The organism is Nocardioides caldifontis (assembly GCF_008087345.1).
Lineage (GTDB): Bacteria > Actinomycetota > Actinomycetes > Propionibacteriales > Nocardioidaceae > Marmoricola_A > Marmoricola_A caldifontis.
On the sequence record NZ_ML701736.1, the window covers coordinates 201,441 to 219,656 of the forward strand.

Annotated in this window: 16 protein-coding genes; 8 read left to right on the plus strand and 8 right to left on the minus strand. The window is 73.8% G+C overall.

Annotated elements, in window-relative coordinates:
• Nucleotides 1-13 precede the first annotated feature (13 nt).
• Nucleotides 14-1,429, minus strand: coding sequence for a WS/DGAT/MGAT family O-acyltransferase (locus FIP57_RS03755; RefSeq protein WP_148572128.1), 1,416 nt, complete (start codon nt 1,427-1,429; stop codon nt 14-16).
• 109 nt (nt 1,430-1,538) lie between these two features.
• Between FIP57_RS03755 and FIP57_RS03760 the strand changes: the two genes are divergently transcribed.
• Together FIP57_RS03760 and FIP57_RS03765 are read left to right on the plus strand one after the other, a co-directional pair.
• Nucleotides 1,539-2,729, plus strand: coding sequence for an FUSC family protein (locus FIP57_RS03760; protein ID WP_148572130.1), 1,191 nt, complete (start codon nt 1,539-1,541; stop codon nt 2,727-2,729).
• Nucleotides 2,722-3,111 carry a hypothetical protein gene (locus FIP57_RS03765; protein WP_148572132.1) on the plus strand — a complete coding sequence of 130 codons (390 nt, stop codon included), beginning with the start codon at nt 2,722-2,724 and terminating at the stop codon, nt 3,109-3,111. The genes FIP57_RS03760 and FIP57_RS03765 overlap by 8 nt, the downstream gene beginning before the upstream one ends.
• Here the strand turns inward: FIP57_RS03765 and FIP57_RS03770 are convergent.
• Nucleotides 3,108-3,785: an SDR family oxidoreductase gene (locus tag FIP57_RS03770; RefSeq protein WP_148572134.1), complete on the minus strand. Its 678-nt coding sequence runs from the start codon at nt 3,783-3,785 to the stop codon at nt 3,108-3,110. The genes FIP57_RS03765 and FIP57_RS03770 overlap by 4 nt on opposite strands.
• A 38-nt stretch (nt 3,786-3,823) precedes the next feature.
• On the opposite strand from FIP57_RS03770, the gene FIP57_RS03775 reads away from it, so the two are divergent.
• A complete protein-coding gene (locus tag FIP57_RS03775; RefSeq protein ID WP_148572136.1) occupies nt 3,824-4,924 on the plus strand; it encodes a DNA polymerase IV in 1,101 nt (366 codons plus the stop codon).
• On the opposite strand, the gene FIP57_RS03780 is transcribed toward FIP57_RS03775, so the two are convergent.
• Both FIP57_RS03780 and FIP57_RS03785 read right to left on the minus strand, forming a co-directional pair.
• Nucleotides 4,914-5,759, minus strand: a complete 846-nt coding sequence (locus tag FIP57_RS03780) for an SDR family NAD(P)-dependent oxidoreductase (RefSeq protein WP_148572138.1) — start codon at nt 5,757-5,759, stop codon at nt 4,914-4,916. The two genes, FIP57_RS03775 and FIP57_RS03780, sit on opposite strands and share 11 nt — an antisense overlap.
• Entirely contained in the window at nt 5,756-7,327 is a 1,572-nt protein-coding gene (locus FIP57_RS03785) for a flavin-containing monooxygenase (protein ID WP_148572139.1), read from the minus strand. Before FIP57_RS03785 ends, FIP57_RS03780 begins: the two co-directional genes overlap by 4 nt.
• 73 nt (nt 7,328-7,400) lie before the next feature.
• Between FIP57_RS03785 and FIP57_RS03790 the strand changes: the two genes are divergently transcribed.
• The 3 genes from FIP57_RS03790 to hrpA are packed head-to-tail and all read left to right on the plus strand — an operon-like array spanning nt 7,401 to nt 12,658.
• A complete protein-coding gene (locus tag FIP57_RS03790) occupies nt 7,401-8,012 on the plus strand; it encodes a TetR/AcrR family transcriptional regulator (protein ID WP_148572141.1) in 612 nt (203 codons plus the stop codon).
• 10 nt (nt 8,013-8,022) lie between these two features.
• Complete coding sequence (locus FIP57_RS03795; protein WP_238993261.1) at nt 8,023-8,724, plus strand: NUDIX hydrolase; 702 nt, start codon at nt 8,023-8,025, stop codon at nt 8,722-8,724.
• 40 nt (nt 8,725-8,764) lie between these two features.
• Entirely contained in the window at nt 8,765-12,658 is a 3,894-nt protein-coding gene (gene hrpA, locus FIP57_RS03800) for an ATP-dependent RNA helicase HrpA (protein ID WP_148572143.1), read from the plus strand.
• A 9-nt stretch (nt 12,659-12,667) separates the two neighbouring features.
• Here hrpA and FIP57_RS03805 read toward each other — a convergent pair whose 3' ends face one another.
• Nucleotides 12,668-13,051, minus strand: coding sequence for a type II toxin-antitoxin system PemK/MazF family toxin (locus tag FIP57_RS03805; protein ID WP_148572145.1), 384 nt, complete (start codon nt 13,049-13,051; stop codon nt 12,668-12,670).
• A gap of 47 nt (nt 13,052-13,098) precedes the next feature.
• On the opposite strand from FIP57_RS03805, the gene FIP57_RS03810 reads away from it, so the two are divergent.
• Nucleotides 13,099-14,085 carry an endonuclease/exonuclease/phosphatase family protein gene (locus FIP57_RS03810; RefSeq protein ID WP_148572147.1) on the plus strand — a complete coding sequence of 329 codons (987 nt, stop codon included), beginning with the start codon at nt 13,099-13,101 and terminating at the stop codon, nt 14,083-14,085.
• Nucleotides 14,086-14,187: 102 nt separating this feature from the next.
• Here the strand turns inward: FIP57_RS03810 and FIP57_RS03815 are convergent, their stop codons facing one another.
• The gene (locus FIP57_RS03815) at nt 14,188-14,805 is read right to left on the minus strand and encodes a hypothetical protein (RefSeq protein ID WP_148572149.1); all 618 of its coding nucleotides are present in this window, start codon (nt 14,803-14,805) and stop codon (nt 14,188-14,190) included.
• Nucleotides 14,806-14,920: 115 nt separating this feature from the next.
• On the opposite strand from FIP57_RS03815, the gene FIP57_RS03820 reads away from it, so the two are divergent.
• Nucleotides 14,921-16,297, plus strand: a complete 1,377-nt coding sequence (locus FIP57_RS03820; RefSeq protein ID WP_162529671.1) for an ABC transporter substrate-binding protein — start codon at nt 14,921-14,923, stop codon at nt 16,295-16,297.
• 27 nt (nt 16,298-16,324) lie between these two features.
• Here the strand turns inward: FIP57_RS03820 and FIP57_RS03825 are convergent, their stop codons facing one another.
• A complete protein-coding gene (locus FIP57_RS03825) occupies nt 16,325-17,602 on the minus strand; it encodes a ribonuclease D (RefSeq protein ID WP_148572153.1) in 1,278 nt (425 codons plus the stop codon).
• Complete coding sequence (locus FIP57_RS03830) at nt 17,599-18,198, minus strand: DUF3000 domain-containing protein (RefSeq protein WP_148572155.1); 600 nt, start codon at nt 18,196-18,198, stop codon at nt 17,599-17,601. Before FIP57_RS03830 ends, FIP57_RS03825 begins: the two co-directional genes overlap by 4 nt.
• Nucleotides 18,199-18,216 lie beyond the last annotated feature (18 nt).

Below are 18,216 nucleotides of genomic sequence, written 5' to 3' on the forward strand. Positions count from 1 at the left end.
CGCCGGCGGGCGGTCAGGCCACGCCGGCCGCCTGCTCGAGCGCGAGCAGCTCGTCGTCGAGGTGCGTCAGCAGCCGCTGCAGGCTCGGTGCGGTGCGGCGGCAGCCGGTGAGCCCGAAGTTCATCATCCCGCCGTACGACGTGCAGGTGATGTTCAGCGCCTGCCCGTGCACCGGGATCGACAGGGGGTACATCCCCGTCAGGTGCGCCCCGCGGAGGTAGAGCGGCTGACGTGGCCCGGGGACGTTCGAGATCACCAGGTTGAACGGCGGCCGGGTGAGCCCCTGCATCCGCAGCATGGGGAGGAGCACGACCGGCGAGACCCCGATCCCGCTCATCGCGACGATCTGCGCGGGCGTCATCTGCGCCAGCGCGTCCTTGCCCGCGATCACGGAGCGGTTGATCGCCTCCAGCCGCGCCGCGGGGTCCGCGAGCTGCGTGCCGAGCTTGACCATGAGCGTCCCGACCGCGTTGCCGCCCTCCGAGGAGGCGGTGTGGGCGTCAGCGAGCTTGAGGCTGACCGGGACCATCGCGACCAGCGACTGGTCGGGGAGCGCGTCGAGCTCGTCCAGGTAGTGGCGCAGCGCTCCGCTGCACATCGCGAGGACGACGTCGTTGATCGTGGTGTCGCTCGCCTTCGCGACCGCCTTGATCCGCTCGATCGGCCAGTGCTGCGCGGCGAACCGGCGAGCACCCGTGATCGGCCGGTTGAGGATGCTCCGTGGGGCGTGGAGGGACAGCGGCGCGGTCTCGTCGCGGATGCCGCGGTTGAGGGTCCGCAGCAGCGCCGCGGGGAGCCCGGCGGCCTCGGAGCTGATCGCGAGCGCGGTGCGGACCGCTTCCAGCGGCAGCTCGGCCAGCCGTTCGCTGAGCGCGCCGTGGTCGGGGTCGTCCTCGGGGCGGCGCTCCGGGCGGGGCCGCGCGGCCCACGCCGGGGGCGTGCGCTCGTCGGGGTCGGTGCTCAGGGTGTCCTGGAGCAGCCGCATCGCCGAGACGCCGTCGACCAGCGCGTGGTGGAGCTTGGTGTAGATCGCGACCCGGCCGTCCTCCATGCCCTCGATCAGGTAGAGCTCCCACAGCGGGCGCTCGAGCGCGAGCCGGGTCCCGTGGACCCGGCTGACCAGCTCCAGCAGCTCGCGCACCCGGCCCGGTGCAGGGAGGGCGCTGTGCCGGACGTGGTACTCGAGGTCGAACTGGTCGTCGTGCTTCCACGCCCAGGCCCCGCCGAGCGTCTTCGACCGGTAGGGCCGCTTGAGGAACAGCGGCCGGATGTCGTCGCACTGCAGGGACTCCTCGTAGAACTCCCGCGCCCACTCCGGACCTGCGCCGTCGGGCAGCTCGAAGAGCTGCAGCCCCCCGACGTGCATCGGCGTGTTCCGCGACTCCGCCAGCATGAACCCTTGTGCCGTCGGGTCCATCGGCTGCACCATCTCGGCCCCTTCCGTCCGCCGGTCTCGCCCCAGCCTGCCCAGCCTGCCCCCAGTGATGCGTCGGCGCCAGGGCGTGCGTCGGGACGCGCCAGTCGGGAACGATGGCGCCATGCAGCAGGGGAGGGCCACGGCACGGGCCGGGGCAGGGGCCGGTCGAGCGGCGCCGTCGTGGGACCGGCTGTTCTCCCGTGGTCGGCTCTCCGTCCGCGCCCGCGTGGCCCGGCTCCGCGCGAAGGGGTGGCTGGTCGCCCAGGCCTCGATCGCCGCCGGGATCGCCTGGACCCTCGCCCGCGACGTGTTCGGCCACCCCACCCCGTTCTTCGCGCCGGTCGTCGCCGTCGTCACCCTCGGGATGTCCTACGGCCAGCGGCAGCGCCGCGTCGCCGAGGTGACCCTCGGCGTCGCCATCGGGGTCTTCATCGCCGACCTCCTCGTGCTCGCGCTCGGCAACGGCGGCTGGCAGATGACGCTGATCGTGGCGCTGTCGATGTCGACGGCGATCCTCCTCGACACCGGCAGGCTGCTGGTGACGCAGGCGGCGGTGCAGTCGATCGTCGTGGCGGCCCTCGTCCCGGCCCCGGGGCAGGCCCTGCTCCGGTGGACCGACGCGCTGATCGGCGGCGCGGTGGCGCTCGTGGCGGCCACCCTCGTGCCGGGTGCGCCACTGCGCCGCCCCAGCGAGCAGGCGGGCAAGGTGCTGCTCAAGATGGCGTCGCTGCTGCGGAGTGCCGCGAAGGCGGTCGAGGAGCGCGACGTCGAAGCGGCATTGTCGGTGCTCGAGGACGCGCGCTCCACCGACCTGCTGATCGAGGAGCTGCGGCAGGCGGCCGACGAGGGCGTGGAGATCGTGCGCTCCTCGCCGTTCCGGTTCCGTCAGCGCGGCCACGTGCGCAGGATGGTCGAGCTGGTCGAGCCGCTCGACCTGGCGATCCGCAACACCCGGGTGCTGGTCCGTCGTGCCGCCGTCGCGGCCCACCGCGGCGAGCCGGTCCCGGCCTCCTACCTGGAGCTCTGCCGGCGGCTCGCCGACGAGGTCGACGCGGTCGCCGAACGGCTGCGCGGGGACGCCCGGCTCGAGCTGCACCAACCGGCGCTGATCGCGCTCGCCGAGGCCACCGCGCGGGTCGAGCGGAGCAGGACGCTCACCGCGGAGGTGATGCTCGCCCAGCTGCGCTCGTCGGTGGCCGACCTGCTCCGGCTGACCGGGATGCACCCGCTCGCCTCGACCGACGCGATCCCGCCACTCGCCCCCGGTGACCCCGGCCCGCCGTCCGATGCACCACAATCCAAGGGTGACTGAGAGCAGGCCGGGGACGGTCGACGACCATCTCGAGCTCCCCGGGTGCCGGTTCCTCCGGGAGGGGTACGCCGCCGACGAGGTCGACGAGTTCGTCGACGGGCTGCGCCGGTCGCTCCGCCACGACCCGCCGGACATGGCGCCGTACGAGGTGGCCGACGCGCGGTTCAAGGTCTCCCGGTGGGGGCGGCGGTACGAGCTGCGCGCCGTCGACGACTACCTGGAGTCGGCGCAGGCAGCGCTCCGGGAGCGGCACGGCGAGCACGCCGTGGCCGAGGTGGAGGGCCGCGTCGCGGACGAGCGGCACGTGTCGACGCTCTGGATCTACCTCGTCGGGCTGCTGCTCGTCGCGGTCGTCGTGGTCTTCGCGCTCACCCAGCTCTAGGAGCCCGCCCGGCGGGAGTGGACGAGCTCGCTGCGCCAGCCGGCCTCGTCCTGCTCCGCCGCGGCGACCAGCGCCTCCGCGACCCGGTCCGGGTGGAACGGGGACGTCGGGTCCTCGCGGTCCAGCACGCCGTCCACGGTCAGGGAGACCGCCCGGATCCCGTCCGGCGCGAGCGTGGCGTCGATGCTGTGCACGAGGTTGCGCAGCGCCGCCTTCTGCACGCCCAGGGAGGCGGCCCGGTGGGAGGGGCGGTCGGCGGCGATGCTGCCGGTGGCGGTGATCCGGCCGCCTGGGCCCATGAACGGCCGTGCGGCCTGCACGGCGGTGAGGAGCGCACCGACACCGAGCGCGACGTCGGCGAGCAGGTCGGGGACCGTCAGCTCGAGCGGCGTCGCCTCGCGGTAGGCGCTCGGGTTGAAGTGCAGCACGTCGAGCCGGCCGCTGTAACCGACGAGGCGGTCGACCGCGGCGACGAGCGAGTCGGCGTCGGTGACGTCCGCGTCGGTCCAGCCGGCAGGGGTCCCGTCGGCCTTGAGCTCCTCGCCGAGCTCGGTCAGCTGCTCGATGTCGAGCCCGATCAGTGCCACCTCGTGGCCGCGCCGCCCCCAGGCGCGCGCGACCGAGCCGCTGACCCCCGGCCCGGCGCCGACGACGAGGACGAGTGGGTTGCTCATCGGGCCAACCTAGCGCCGCGGTACGGCAGGATCGGGTCATGGCACCCGGACGTCACGAGCGGCCGCCGGCCCCGCGTCCGCCGACCCGCTGGGTCCTCCACGTCGACCTCGACGAGTTCATCGCCGCCGTGGAGGTGCTGCGCCGCCCCGAGCTGGCGGGGCTCCCGGTGGTCGTCGGGGGCCGGGGCGACCCCACCGAGCGCGGCGTGGTCGCCACCGCGTCGTACGCCGCCCGCGAGCACGGCGTGGGCTCCGGCATGCCCTTGCGCACCGCCGCGCGGAAGATCCCCGACGCCGTCTTCCTCCCCGTCGACAAGCCGGCCTACGAGGCGGCGAGCGAGGAGGTGATGGCCGTGCTCCGCTCGTTCGGCGAGCCGGTCGAGGTGCTGGGCTGGGACGAGGCGTTCGTCGGCACCGACCGCGACGATCCGGAGGAGCTCGCCCGTGCGATCCGGGCCCGCGTGCTCGAGGTGACCCGGCTGCACTCCTCGGTCGGCATCGGGGACAACAAGCTGCAGGCGAAGATCGCCACCTCGTTCGGCAAGCCGCGCGGGGTCGGCAGGCTCTCCTCGGATCAGTGGTTCGAGGTGATGGGGGAGCGGCCCACGACCGCGCTGTGGGGCATCGGCCCCAAGACCGCCGCCCGGTTGGCCGGGCTGGGGATCCGCACCGTGCGGGAGCTCGCCGAGGCCGACACCCGCTCGCTGGCCGAGGTGCTCGGCCCGACCATGGGGCCCTGGTACCGCCGGCTCGGCCGCGGCGTCGACTCCTCCCCGGTGGACCCCACGCCGTGGGTGCCGCGCGCCCACGGGCGCGAGGAGACCTTCCAGAGGGACCTCGACGACTGGAGCGAGGTCGCGGCGGCTGCCCGGCGGCTGGCGGCGCAGGTCACCGAGGACATCACGTCCGAGGGGAGACCGGCGGTCCGGGTCGGGGTGAAGGTCAGGTACACGCCGTTCGAGACCCGGCAGCGGAGCCTCACCCTCCCGGGGCCGACGTCGGATGCGTCGGTGATCGCCGACGCCGCCGTCGAGCTGGTGGGCCGGCTCGACCACACCCGCAAGGTCCGGCTGCTCGGGGTCCGGGCCGAGATGGCGCCGCCCGGCGACGACGACGAGGCCGCGCCGGTCAGTGGCTGACAGCCCCCATGCGGCCGCGCATCACCCGTGCCACCACCCGCTGGTAGCCGGAGCCGGTCAGCCGGACGAAGGCGTCGAGCACCCTGGCGTCCGCACCCACGAGGATGCGCGGTCGACCTGCCAGCATGCCGTCCAGGATCACCCGGGCCGCCTTCTCCGGCGAGGTCCTGGCGAGCTTGCGGTCGAAGAAGTCGGCGTTGCCCTGCTGGTCGACCCCCTCCGCGGCGGCCGCGTTGCGGGCGATCGCCGTCTTGATCCCGCCCGGGTGCACGCAGTGCACCTGGACGGGGTGGCCGGCCACGAGCATCTCCTGGCGCAGCGACTCGGTGAAGCCGCGGACCGCGAACTTGGCGGCGTTGTACGCCGACTGGCCCGGCACCGACAGCAGCCCGAAGAGGCTCGAGATGTTGACGACGTGGCCGTCGCCGGAGGCGATGACGTGGGGGAGGAACGCCTGCGTGCCGTGCACGACCCCCCAGAAGTCGACGTCGACGAGGAAGCGGAACTGCTCCTCGGAGACCTTGTCGACGTCGCCGCTGAGCGCCACGCCGGCGTTGTTGACGATCACGTCGGCGCGGCCGAGCTCCGCGACCACCGAGGACGCGTAGGAGTGCCAGGCGTCGCGGTCGCGCACGTCGAGCTTCTCGACGTGCGGCCTCCGGTCCGTCGCCTGCTCGACCAGCCGGGCGGTCTCCTCGAGCCCGGTGACGTCGACGTCCGAGATCGCCGGGACGGCGCCACGTCGTGCCGCGTCGACGGCGAGCGCGCGGCCGATGCCGGAGGCGGCGCCGGTGATGACGAGAACCTTGTCCTGGAGGAGGAGCGGGTTGCTCACGCGCCGACCTCCTGGGGCTCGAGCTCCTCGGCCCGCGGTGGTCGGACGCGCACCTGGTCGCGGGGCACGAGGTCGTAGGCGTCGGCGTCGAAGGACGCCAGCAGCCGGCGGAACGTGAACGTGGCGCGCGGCCACAGCGTGACGTTGCGGCCGTGGCTGTCGAGGTACCAGCTCGCGCAGCCACCCGCGTTCCACACCGTGCGCTGCATGCGCTCCTGGAGCTCCTCGACGAACGCGCGCTGCACCTCGGCGCGTGGCTCGACGCTGGCGGCCCCGCACTCCTCCATGGTGCGCACCGCGTCGACGACGTACGCCGTCTGCGACTCGATCATGAACACCATGCTCGAGTGGCCGAGCCCGGTGTTCGGCCCGACGACGAAGAACAGGTTGGGGAACCCGTTGACCGTGGTGCCCTTGTAGGCCTGCATGCCGTGCTCGGCGAAGTGGTCGGAGAGCGTCACGCCGCCGCGACCGCGGATGTGCTCCGCGATGGGCAGGTCGGTGGTGTGGAAGCCGGTCGCCACGATGACCGCGTCGACGTCGCGCGCCGTGCCGTCCTTCGTCACGATGCCCGTCGGCGTCAGCTCGGCGATGCCGTCGGTCACGAGCTCGACGTTGTCGCGGTCGAGCGCGGGGTACCACGTGTTCGAGATCAGGATCCGCTTGCAGCCGATCCGGTAGTCCGGCGTCACCTTGCGGCGCAGCTCGGGGTCCTTGATCCCGCGGCGGATGTTGGAGAGCGCCATCTGCTTCGCGGGCCAGGCCAGCGAAGGCATGCGCGTGAACGCCGGCACGTACATCTCCCGGCCCCAGTAGATCGCGGTGCGGTAGAGCTTCTGCACCGCGGGCAGGGAACGGAACGCCGCCTTCTCGACCCCGGTGTAGTCGCGGTCGTGCCGGGGGATCACCCAGGGCGCGGTGCGTTGGTAGACGTCGAGCCGGGCGACCTCCGGCGCGATCTCCGGCACGATCTGGATCGCGGACGCGCCGGTGCCGATGACCGCGACCCGCTTGCCGGTCAGGTCGTAGCCGTGGTTCCAGCGGGCGGAGTGGAAGACCTCGCCCTCGAACGAGTCGAACCCCGGGATGTCGGGGTCCTTCGGGTCGGACAGCGCCCCGGCCGCCGAGACCACCACGTCGGCGGTGAGGTCGCCCGCGGAGGTGTGCACGTCCCATTGGTGCGCCGCCTCGTCCCAGACCAGCTCCTCGACGTTTGTGCGGAAGCGGAACCGGTCGAGGGTGCCGGAGTCCTCTGCGACCCGCTGGATGTAGCGCTGGATCTCCGGCTGCGGCGAGAACGACCGCGACCAGTGCGGGTTGGGGGCGAACGAGTAGGAGTACAGCTGGGAGGGGACGTCGCACGCCGCACCCGGGTAGGTGTTGTCGCGCCACGTGCCGCCGACGTCGTCGCCGCGCTCGACGACGAGGAAGTCGCGCACGCCGCTCTCCTGGAGACGGATCGCGGTCGCGAGCCCGCCGAATCCCGCGCCCACGACGAGCACCCGCACGTGGCGGGGGAGCTCGGGTCCGGGCAGGGGTGCGCTGCTGGTGGGTGCCGTGGAGGTCATGGTTGCCAGCGTAGGAAGGCTATTGAATGGCCGTCAATAGCGTGTTGAACGAAGTTCAGTAGAATCCGCTGTCATGAGCGCCACACGCATCCGGCTGTCGCCCGAGAGCCGTCGCGAGCAGCTGCTCGACCTCGGCGTGACGCTGCTGTCGGGGCGCCGGCTCGAGGACCTCTCGATCGACGTCCTCGCCGACGAGGCGGGCATCTCGCGCGGGCTGCTGTACCACTACTTCGCCGGCAAGCGGGAGTTCCACCTGGCCGTGCTGCGCCGGATGGCCGACCAGGTCGTCGCGATCACCGCGCCGCCGAGCGACGGTGACCCGCTGTCCCAGCTCGTCACCTCGCTCGCGGCGTACCTCGACTTCGTGACCGAGAACCGGGTCGCCTACGTCTCGTTCGTACGCGCGGCCGCTGCCGGCGACGAGGAGTTCCGCCGGATCTACGAGGAGGCCAGGGGCGCGCTGACCGACCGCATCTTCGACCACGCCGGCCGCGACGTGCTCGCCGGGCTCGGGCTCGTCGACGGACCGGAGCTGCGGCTGCTGGTGCGTGGCTGGAGCGCGATGGTCGAGGACACCGTGCTGTCGTGGCTCGACGACGACCGCGGCATCGCTCGCGACGCGCTGCTGGAGATGGTCGCGGCCACCCTCGTCGGCGTCGCTGGTGTTGTCAAACCGACAAGATAGACTCGCCCTCGTGGCCTACACCTCCGAGTTCCCGTTCGTGTACCTCACCGCCGACGTCGTCGCCTTCAGCCTGCAGGACGACCAGCTGTGCGCGCTGGTGGTGAAGCGGGGTTCCGCCCCGCACCGCGGACGGTGGGCGCTGCCCGGCGGCTTCGTCGACGAGATGGAGGACGTCGAGAAGGCGGCGCGGCGCGAGCTGCGCGAGGAGACCGGTGTCGACGCACGCAAGCTGGTGCTGGAACAGGTGGGTGTCTACACCGCGCCCCGTCGGGACCCGCGGCACCGCACGATCTCGATCGCCTGGCTGACGGTGCTGCCCGCGGACGTCGCGCTGCAGGCGGGCGACGACGCCGCCGACACGCGGTGGGCGCCGGTCGAGGAGCTGCTCGAGCCGCGGCGGCTCGCCTTCGACCACGCCACGATCCTGCGCGACGCCGTGGACCGGCTCCGTGCCGACCTCGAGCGCACCGGCCGCGCGACGCTGTTCCTCGGCGAGGAGTTCACCGTCGCCGAGCTCCGGCGGGTCTACGAGATCGTCTGGGACCGCCCCCTCGACCCGGGCAACTTCCAGCGCAAGGTCACCGGTGTGCCGGGGCTGCTCGAGGACACCGGCTACCAGACCGCCGGGGGTCGCGGCCGCCCGGCGACGCTCTACACCGCGGGGACCACCGACGAGATCTGGCCGCCGCTCTCGCGCGAGCGCGACCGCTAGTCCGCGCTTCCTGATCCTGGCCCCGTAGGCTGGGTCGGTCATGTCCGAGGCCGAGCAGCTCAGGCGCGCGCCGCGCCGGAACCGTGGCCGCCGACGTGGCCGCGACGGGCGCGAGCGGTCGCGCGCGCTCCCGCCCGAGGAGGTCGCCCGCCGGGCCTCGCTCGTCCCCGAGCTGACCTACCCCGAAGAGCTGCCGGTCGCCGCGCGGCGCGAGGAGATCGTCGAGGCGATCAGGCGCCACCAGGTGGTCGTGGTGGCGGGCGAGACCGGCTCGGGCAAGACGACCCAGCTGCCGAAGATGTGTCTCGAGGCGGGCCGTGGGATCAGCGGTCTCGTGGGCCACACCCAGCCCCGCCGCATCGCGGCACGCAGCGTCTCGGAGCGGATCGCCGAGGAGCTCGGTGTCGAGCACGGCGGGGTCGTCGGCTACCAGGTGCGGTTCACCGACCAGGCCGGCCCCGACACGCTCGTGAAGCTGATGACCGACGGCATCCTGCTCGCCGAGCTCCAGCACGACCGGCGGCTCGAGCGCTACGACACGATCATCATCGACGAGGCCCACGAGCGGAGCCTCAACATCGACTTCCTGCTCGGCTACCTGAAGCAGCTGCTGCCGAAGCGGCCCGACCTCAAGCTGGTCATCACCTCCGCCACCATCGACCCGCAGCGGTTCGCCGAGCACTTCGCCGACGGGGACGGCAAGCCCGCACCCGTCATCGAGGTCTCAGGACGCACCTACCCGGTCGAGCTCCGCTACCGGCCACTGATCGAGGAGCCGTACGACGACGAGGAGGGCGAGCCGGTCGTCCGTGACCAGACCGAGGCGATCGTCGCCGCCTGCCAGGAGCTGGTCGCCGAGGGGCCGGGCGACATCCTGGTCTTCCTCCCGGGTGAGCGCGAGATCCGCGACACCGCCGACGCGCTCGCGGGCGTGCGGTGGGGCCGCGAGGAGCCGGAGGTCGTGCCCTTGTTCGCCCGGCTCTCCGCCGCCGAGCAGCACAGGGTCTTCCAGCGCCACACGCGACGCCGCATCGTGCTCGCGACGAACGTCGCCGAGACCAGCCTCACCGTCCCGGGGATCCGGTACGTCGTCGACACCGGCGTCGCCAGGATCTCCCGCTACTCCGCCCGTACGAAGGTGCAGCGGCTGCCGATCGAGCCGATCAGCCAGGCCTCCGCCCAGCAGCGCTCCGGCCGCTGCGGCCGGGTGGAGGCGGGCATCGCGATCCGGCTCTACTCCGAGGAGGACTTCCTCTCCCGCCCCGAGTTCACCGACCCCGAGATCCTGCGGACCAACCTGGCCTCGGTGATCCTGCAGATGACGGCGCTCGGGCTGGGCGACGTCGCACGGTTCCCGTTCGTCGACCCGCCGGACAGCCGCCAGGTGAACGCGGGCGTGCAGCTGCTCGAGGAGCTCGGCGCCCTGCAGCCGGGGGAGCGCGGCGCACGTCCCCGGCTCACCACGGTCGGCCGCCGGCTCGTCACCCTCCCGGTCGACCCGCGGCTCGCCCGGATGATCCTCGAGGCGGACCGGCTCGGCGTCCTCCGCGAGGTGCTCGTGCTCGCGGCCGCGCTCTCGGTCCAGGACCCGCGCGAGCGACCGGTCGACCAGCAGGCGCAGGCCGACCAGCTGCACGCCCGGTTCAAGCACCCGCGCTCGGACTTCCTCACGCTGCTCAACCTCTGGCGCCACGTGCGCACCGAGCAGCGCGAGAAGAGCTCGAGCTCCTTCCGGAGGATGTGCCGGGCCGAGCACCTGAACTACCTCCGGATCCGCGAGTGGCAGGAGCTCGAGTCGCAGCTGCGGCACACCGCCAAGCAGCTCGGGATGCGGGTCTCGACGAGCTCGACCACCGGCGGCGGGTCGGCGGAGCAGGTCGACGAGGACGGCGTCCACCAGGCGCTGCTGTCCGGGCTGCTGTCGCACGTCGGACTGCGGGACCCTGAGAAGCGCGATTATCTCGGCGCGCGCGGCACCCGTTTCTCGATCTTCCCGGGGTCGGGGCTCTTCCGGAAGCAGCCGCAGCTCGTGATGGCCGCGGAGCTCGTCGAGACCTCCCGGCTCTACGCGCGCACCAACGCCGCGATCGAGCCGGAGTGGGCGGAGCGGCTCGGTGCACACCTGGTGAAGCGCAGCTACTCCGAGCCGCACTGGTCGCGCAAGCGCGCCGCCGTCATGGCCTACGAGCGCGTCACGCTGTACGGCGTCCCCCTCGTCGCCGACCGGCTGGTCAACTACGGGAAGGTCGACCGCGAGACCGCCCGCGAGCTGTTCATCCGCCATGCCCTGGTCTACGGCGAGTGGCAGACCAACCACCGGTTCTTCCGGGAGAACCGTGCCCTGCTCGAGGAGGCCGAGGAGCTCGAGCACCGGGCCCGCCGCCGGGACATCGTCGTCGACGAGCACACGCTGTTCGACTTCTACGACGCCCGGGTCGGAGAGGAGGTGGTCTCGGGCGCCCACTTCGACAGCTGGTGGAAGCGGGCCCGCCAGCGCAAGCCCGACCTGCTCACCTTCGACCCGGCGATGCTCGTCAACGAAGCGGCCGGCGACGTGCGGCAACAGGACTACCCCGATGTGTGGCAGGAGGGCGATCTCGCGCTGCCGCTGAGCTACCACTTCGAGCCGGGTGCTGCCGAGGACGGGCTCACCGTGGAGGTGCCGCTCGCGGCGCTCAACCAGGTCCCGGACGACGTGGTGTCGTGGCAGGTCCCCGGGCTGCGGGAGGAGCTGGTGGTGGCGCTCCTGCGCTCCCTGCCGAAGCAGCTGCGCGTCAGCTTCGTCCCCGCACCGAATTTCGCGAAGGAGTTCCTGGCGACCGTGCCGCCGGGGCGGGAGCCGCTGCTCGACGCGCTCGAGCGCCACCTACGCTCGCGCACCGGTGTCGTCGTGCCGCGCGAGGCCTGGGACTGGTCGAAGGTGCCCGCGCACCTGCGGCCGACCTACCGGGTCGTCGACGAGGACGGTTCGCTCGTCTCCGAGGGCAAGGAGCTCGCAGCGCTGAAGGTGCCGCTCGAGGAGCGGTTCGCCGAGGCGCTCACCGATGCCGCCGCCGATCGGACCAGCACCGGGCAGCGCGGCTGGACGTTCGGGACCGTCGAGGAGTCGTTCGAGCAGACCCGGGCAGGGCACCAGGTGAAGGGCTACCCGGCGCTGCTCGACGAGGGCGCCACGGTCGGGCTCCGGGTCTTCGGCAGCGCCGCGGAGCAGGAAGCGGCCCACCGCCTGGGCGTACGCCGGCTCCTGCACCTCGCCCTGCCGAGCCCGGCCGGCCGGCTCACCGAGGGGTGGGACAACCAGCGGAAGCTCCAGCTCGCCGGGTCGCCGTACCCCGGGGTGCGCGAGCTGCTCGACGACTGCGTGCTGGCGGCGGTGGAGGCGCTGATGGACCGGAACGGCGGGCCGGTCCGCGACGAGGAGGCGTTCGACCGGTTGGTCGCGGCGTGCCGCCCCGACCTGCCCCGGGCCGCCGCGGAGGTGCTCGACGGGGTCCTGCGCGTGCTGGACGCCTGGCGGCAGACCGACCGGCTCCTCACCGGCTCGGTCGACCTGCCGCTGCTGCCGGCGATGACCGACATGCGCGCCCAGGTGGCGCGGCTGGTGGGGCGCGGCTTCGTCGCCGACACCGGGGCGGACCGGCTGCGCCACCTCCCGCGCTACCTCGCCGCCGTGCGCCACCGCCACGAGCGGCTGCTCTCCGGCGGCGTGCAGGCACTGAACCGCGACCGGGCGCTGATGGACCAGGTGCTGCCTCTCCAGGAGAGCTACCTGCACCGGGTCGAGGCGCTCCCGGACGGCACCCCGGAGCCGCTGGCGCTGCGCCGGGTGCGGTGGATGCTCGAGGAGCTCCGCGTGAGCCTGTGGGCGCAGCAGCTCGGCACGCCCGAGCCGGTGTCGGACGCGCGGATCAGGAAGGCGCTCGCCGCCGCCTGACCCGCGGGGTCACACCTCGGGGTGGTGCTCCCGGGCGGCCACCACGACGGCCTCGAACACCGGGCGGTCGAGCGCCGCACCCTCCCGTCGTACCTCGTCCTCGGGCAGGAGCAGGAGACGGTCGAGCCGCACCTCGCTCGGCCGTCCCGAGGAGTCCCAGCCGCCGGAGCCGATGTCCATCCAGTACCGGCCCCACCGCGCCTCGTCCGCGGCGTCGAGGTCGTGGTCCTGGCTGCTCAGCTGGAGGCAGCGCAGCAGGCCGCCCGGTGCGCGCGAGAGCACCAGGACCGGGCGGTCCTTGCCCTGGGTCGGGTCGTCGTCGTAGGCGACCCAGGTCCACACCACCTCGCCCGGATCGGGCAGCCCGTCGCGCTCCGGCGTCCACTCGCTCACGGCGCGACCCTACGCGGGCGGGCCTGTGCGGGGCATACGCTTCCCGCGTGGGCGAGGGAGCAGGCGGCGCTGCAGGGGGAGCGACGGGGCTGCGGGTCGGCACCTACAACCTCTACCTCGGAGCGGACCTGCTCCTGCTCCTCGGGGACCGGACCCCGGCGGAGATCGCGGCGAACCGCGAGGAGGTCCGCCGGCAGCTCGAGGCGACGGCGTTCCCCGGCCGGGTGGACGCCGTGGCGCGGCTCCTCGTCGACCAGCGGCTCGACCTCGTCGGGCTGCAGGAGGTGTGCCGGTGGGAGGTCGACGGCGCGCTGCTGTGGGACTTCGCCGAGCTCCTCACCGGGGCGCTGGCCGGCCTCGGCGAGCCGTACGACGTGGTGGTGGCCGACCCGACGTTCTCCGGCTCGGGCACCCTCGAGCTCGACGGTGCGCCCGTCCGGCTCGGCCTGACCGGCAGCAACGCGGTGCTTCGGCGGCGCGGCGCCCGGGTCGAGGTGGTGTCGACGTCGACCGGCCGGTTCCGCGAGGCGCTCCGGCTGACCGCGATGGGCGAGACCGAGCTCGCGATCGGCCGCGGATGGTGCGCCGCACGGTGCCGGGTGGCCGGGGGCGGCGAGCTGGTGTTCGCGACCACGCACACCGAGGCCCATGACGAGGGGTCGCGCGACGTGCAGCGCGACGAGCTGGTGGCGCTGCTCCCCGGCGACGGCACGCCCACGGTCCTGGTCGGCGACTTCAACGCGCCACCGGACCGTGTCGGGATGCCCGCCGGGCTCGTCGACGCCTGGGTGGCGGCAGGCCACGGCACCGAGGACCCCGCCGGGGTGACGTCGGGGCAGGCGGCGGACCTGCGCAACGAGGAGTCGTGGCTGCACCAGCGCATCGACTACGTGTGGGTGCGCGGGCTCGCGGTGGAGGAGTGCCACCGCTTCGGGGCCGAGCCGGAGGACCGCACGGGGACCGGGCTCTGGCCCTCGGACCACGCGGGGGTGGCCGCCACCGTGGTCATGCCGACACGGCAGGCCCGGAAGTAGGGGCGCCGGACCGGGAGCGCCTCACGGCGCGTGGCCGCTCGTAGCGGCTTCTTGTGGGACCCGGGGCTGCCGCGGCCCGACGCGTCGACCAGTGTAGACCGCTCAGCCGAGCCGGCCCTCGAGCTCGAGCCGTGCCGCGGACTCGAGCTGCTCGGCCATCGTCATCAGCCGCGACGCCGAGATGTCGCTGGGGTACGACGACTCCGGCCCGTGGTCGACGCGGGCCCGACCGGCCGCGGCCACCCGGGTGAAGGCGGCCGCCCGGAACAACGCGTCCGCGAAGTCGCCGACCCGCACGCCCCGCAGGACCGTGTCGGCCAGCCTCCGGACGTCCTCGGGGCGAGGCGGGTCGGTCACCCCGGCCACCACCTCGTGCACGGGCACGTGGGTGCGCCCCAGGTCGAACTCGCGAGCCGCGGTCTCGGGGTCGGCGTACACCCAGGCGCGGAGCAGGTAGAGCCGCCACAGCGCGCCGGCGAGCGAGCCGGGCGGCGCGCTCGACCACAGCGCGGCGATCTCGTCGAGCCCCTCGCTGTCGGCGAGCCGGACGATCCGCTCGACCACCTCGCTGTCGCCCTCGGTGCGTGGGCCGCGGACCAGGAGCGTGGCCAGCCGGTCGGCCGCCTCGCTGCGCGCCATGGGGTCGACGTCGCCCACGATCGCCTCGAAGTGGGCGGCGCCGGGCAGCGCGGGTCGGTGGTGGCGGAGGGGCTCGGCCATTCGGCAAGCCTACGGCGGTCCCGGGCGGGTGGGACCGATACGGTGGGGCCCACGTGCCGCCCGTCCACGGTGCTGCGGCACCACGACCCCGACGGCCGATGACGAGGAGGGCAAGGTGGCAGCGGCGCGCAGGCTGGCGGGGGTGCTCGCGCTGGTGACGATGGGTGCGGCCCTGAGCGGTTGCACCGGTGGGGACGACCCCGAGCCGGAGCCCACCACCGCCACGACCTCCGCGACGCCGTCGCCCTCCGAGACCGCGACCCCGTCGTCGCTCGACGTCGGGGTCTTCGGCGAGCGCCGGAAGGTCGCCGCCTACCAGGACATCGTCGACTCGTTCACCGCCGAGCACCCCGAGGTCGAGGTCGAGGTGACGGTGTTCGAGGACGCCCGCGCGGCGGCCGACGGCGCGCTCGCGGCCCTCGACTTCAACGCCGACCTCGACGTCTTCCTCGCCGACGACCGCTACCTCGCCGAGCTGGTGCTCACCGGTGGGCTGGAGCCGGTCGACACGCTGCTCGAGGAGCGCGACCTGGAGTTCGGCGACGACTACCAGCGGGTCGCCCTCACCGCGTTCAGCGCCAACTCGCGGCTCCAGTGCATGCCCGCCGACGTCTCGCCGCTGGTCGTCTACGTCAACACCGACCTGGTCGACGAGGCCTCGCCGCTCGACGAGCCGCCGCCGCTCCCGGACGAGGAGGACGCCTCGTGGACCTGGGAGGAGTTCACCCAGGTCGCGCGCAACGTCGCCTCCGTCGACGGCCCCGGTCCGGTGAAGGGCGTCTACCTCCCGCCGACCGTCGAGCTCGTCACCGCCCTGGTCCGCTCGGCCGGTGGCGACGTCGTCGACGACGTCCTCGACCCCGACAGCCTGACCCTGGCCTCCGACGATGCTCGCCGGGCCCTCACCGAGGCCGCGTCGCTGGCGCGCGACTCCTCGATCGCGCCGCGGCTGCGCGACCTCGACGACCGCGGCGCCCCGGGCATGTTCGCCGACGGCGAGCTGGGGATGTTCGTCGGCACCCGCGCCGACCTGCCCGAGCTCCGGGAGACCTCCGGGCTGCAGTTCGACGTCCTCCCGCTGCCCAGCCTCGGCCGGTCCCGGTCGGTCTCGCTGATGACCGGCTGGTGCCTCAACGCCGACTCGGACAACGTGTCCGTCGGCGCCGACCTCATCGCGCACGCCGTCGGCCCGGAGGGGTCGGAGATCGCGGCCTCCTCGGGGGTGATCGTGCCCAGCGGGCTCGACGCCGTCCACGACGAGGCGTTCACCGAGCCGGAGCTGCAGCCGCGGAACAGCCACGTCTTCGCCACCGCGATCCGCCGCAGCGACCCGATGCCGTTCGCCGTCCGCTGGGACGACGTCGTGGTCCGTGTCGAGCGGCTGGTGCAGCGGCTGTGGAGCCGGCCACGGATCGACCTCGAGGGGTCGCTCGAGGACCGGCTGGTCAGGCTCGACGAGGGCTCCGAGGGGATCCTGGCCGAGCCGGAGTGAGCCGGAGCGAGCCCGCCCCCGGGCGGCTCAGCCTGCCGCGGTGTCGCCGGGGTGGTCCGCGACGGCCTCGGCCAGGATCGCCGCGGTGAGGTCGATCTGCCAGGGGCGCGCGCCGAAGGAGCGCAGGGTCTCGCGGACGGCCGTCTCGTCGGCCGGGTTCGGAGGCTGCCAGAGCACGCGGCGCACGTAGTCGGGGGTCAGCAGGTTCTCGACGGGGAGGTCGAGCTCCTCGGCGAGCTCGGTCAGCTGCCCGCGGGCCTGGGAGAGCCGCGCCGCTGCCGCGGGGTCCTTCTCGGCCCAGGTGCGTGGCGGAGGAGGACCGTCGTACCGCGCGGCGGCCTGGGGGAGAGCGGAGTCGGGCAGCTCGCGGGCGGCGCGCAGTGCGCTGACCCAGGTGCCGGCGTAGCGGTGGGCACCGCGGCCGTGGAACCCGCGCAGCGCGAGGAGCCCGGCCCGGTCCTTCGGGCTCGCCGTCGCGGCCTCGACGATCGCCGAGTCGGGGATGATCCGGCCGGGGGTGACGTCGCGCTGCGCGGCGATCTCGTCGCGGGCCTCCCAGAGCGCGCGGACCGAGGCGAGGGCGCGGCGCCCCCGCACGCGGTGCAGCCCGGAGGTCCGGCGCCAGGGCTCCGGACGGGGCTCCGGGGCCGGGAGGTCGAGGAGGTGCTCGAACTCCTGGCGGGCCCACTCCCACTTGTCGGCCTCGACCAGCTGTGCCTGCAACGCGTCGCGGAGCGCGACGAGCGGCTCGACGTCGAGGGCGGCGTACTCCAGCCAGGGCGTCGGCAGCGGCCGGGTCGACCAGTCGACCGCCGAGTGCTCCTTGCGGAGCCGCCGCCCGAGGATCTCCTCCACCAGGGTGGCGAGCCCGACGCGGGGGTAGCCGAGCAGCCGTCCCGCCAGCTCGGTGTCGAACAGCGTGGTCGGTCGGAGCCCGAGCTCGGCGAGGCACGGGAGGTCCTGGCTGGCGGCGTGCAGGATCCATTCGGTGCCCTCCAGCGCCTCGGCCAGGGAGCCGAGGTCGTCGAAGGCGATCGGGTCGACGAGCGCGGTGCCGGCCCCTTCGCGGCGCAGCTGCACGAGGTAGGCGCGGGCTGAGTAGCGGTACCCGGAGGCCCGCTCGGCGTCGATCGCGACCGGTCCGGTGCCGGAGGCGAGGGCGTCGACCGCCTCGGCGAGGGCCTCGGGGGTGTCGATGATCGGGGGGAGTCCGTCGCTCAGCTCCAGCAGCGGTGCAGGCGGGGCGGCCGGTTGCCCCTCCTCGGGTGCGTCGTCACCCTCCGACGGCCCGGACTCCTCCCTCATCGCTCGCCGCGCTGACCGCGGCGGCTCGGGAGCGCGGTCACGCCTTCGGGCACGGGCTCCAGCCCCACGGCCGTGCAGAGCAGCTCGCCCCACGCCTCGACGTGCGGGGCGACGTCGCCGACCGGGGTCCAGGAGGCACGGATCTCGAGCTGGGCGCTGCCGCCGTCCTCGGCCATCCCGCCGAAGCTCTCCGAGGTCACCTTCGTGACCGTGCCGGACGGGGCCACGAACTCCGCCGAGTGCGCCTCGAGCGCCTCCATCAGCCAGGTCCAGGCGACGGCGGAGAGGAACGGGTCCATCGCGAACTCGGTGGTGAGCTCGGCGCGGGCGTAGGCGACGCAGCGGAACGTGCCGCTCCACGCGTCGTTGCCGGCCGGGTCGTGGAGGAGCACGATGCGGCCGGTCCCCGTGTCCTCGCCGTCGACGGTGACGTCCGCGGACAACGCGGCCGCGTAGGGCGCGATGCGCTGCGGTGCGGGCATCTCCTCGCACAGCACCTCGGGACGGAAGCGGGCGGCCCGCATCCGCGCGACCGCCTCCCGGAACTCCTCGGGAGGGGCGGACGCGTCCACACGGGGCTGGTGGCGTGTGGCCATGAGGTCAGCGTAGGCGTG

Excerpts from the sequence above, each read along its gene's own strand:
- FIP57_RS03755 (WP_148572128.1), bottom strand. The coding sequence starts at position 1,429 with ATGGTGCAGCCGATGGACCCGACGGCACAAGGGTTCATGCTGGCGGAG.
- FIP57_RS03760 (WP_148572130.1), top strand. The coding sequence starts at position 1,539 with ATGCAGCAGGGGAGGGCCACGGCACGGGCCGGGGCAGGGGCCGGTCGA.
- FIP57_RS03770 (WP_148572134.1), bottom strand. The coding sequence starts at position 3,785 with ATGAGCAACCCACTCGTCCTCGTCGTCGGCGCCGGGCCGGGGGTCAGC.
- FIP57_RS03775 (WP_148572136.1), top strand. The coding sequence starts at position 3,824 with ATGGCACCCGGACGTCACGAGCGGCCGCCGGCCCCGCGTCCGCCGACC.
- FIP57_RS03785 (WP_148572139.1), bottom strand. The coding sequence starts at position 7,327 with ATGACCTCCACGGCACCCACCAGCAGCGCACCCCTGCCCGGACCCGAG.
- FIP57_RS03790 (WP_148572141.1), top strand. The coding sequence starts at position 7,401 with ATGAGCGCCACACGCATCCGGCTGTCGCCCGAGAGCCGTCGCGAGCAG.
- hrpA (WP_148572143.1), top strand. The coding sequence starts at position 8,765 with ATGTCCGAGGCCGAGCAGCTCAGGCGCGCGCCGCGCCGGAACCGTGGC.
- FIP57_RS03815 (WP_148572149.1), bottom strand. The coding sequence starts at position 14,805 with ATGGCCGAGCCCCTCCGCCACCACCGACCCGCGCTGCCCGGCGCCGCC.
- FIP57_RS03825 (WP_148572153.1), bottom strand. The coding sequence starts at position 17,602 with ATGAGGGAGGAGTCCGGGCCGTCGGAGGGTGACGACGCACCCGAGGAG.
- FIP57_RS03830 (WP_148572155.1), bottom strand. The coding sequence starts at position 18,198 with ATGGCCACACGCCACCAGCCCCGTGTGGACGCGTCCGCCCCTCCCGAG.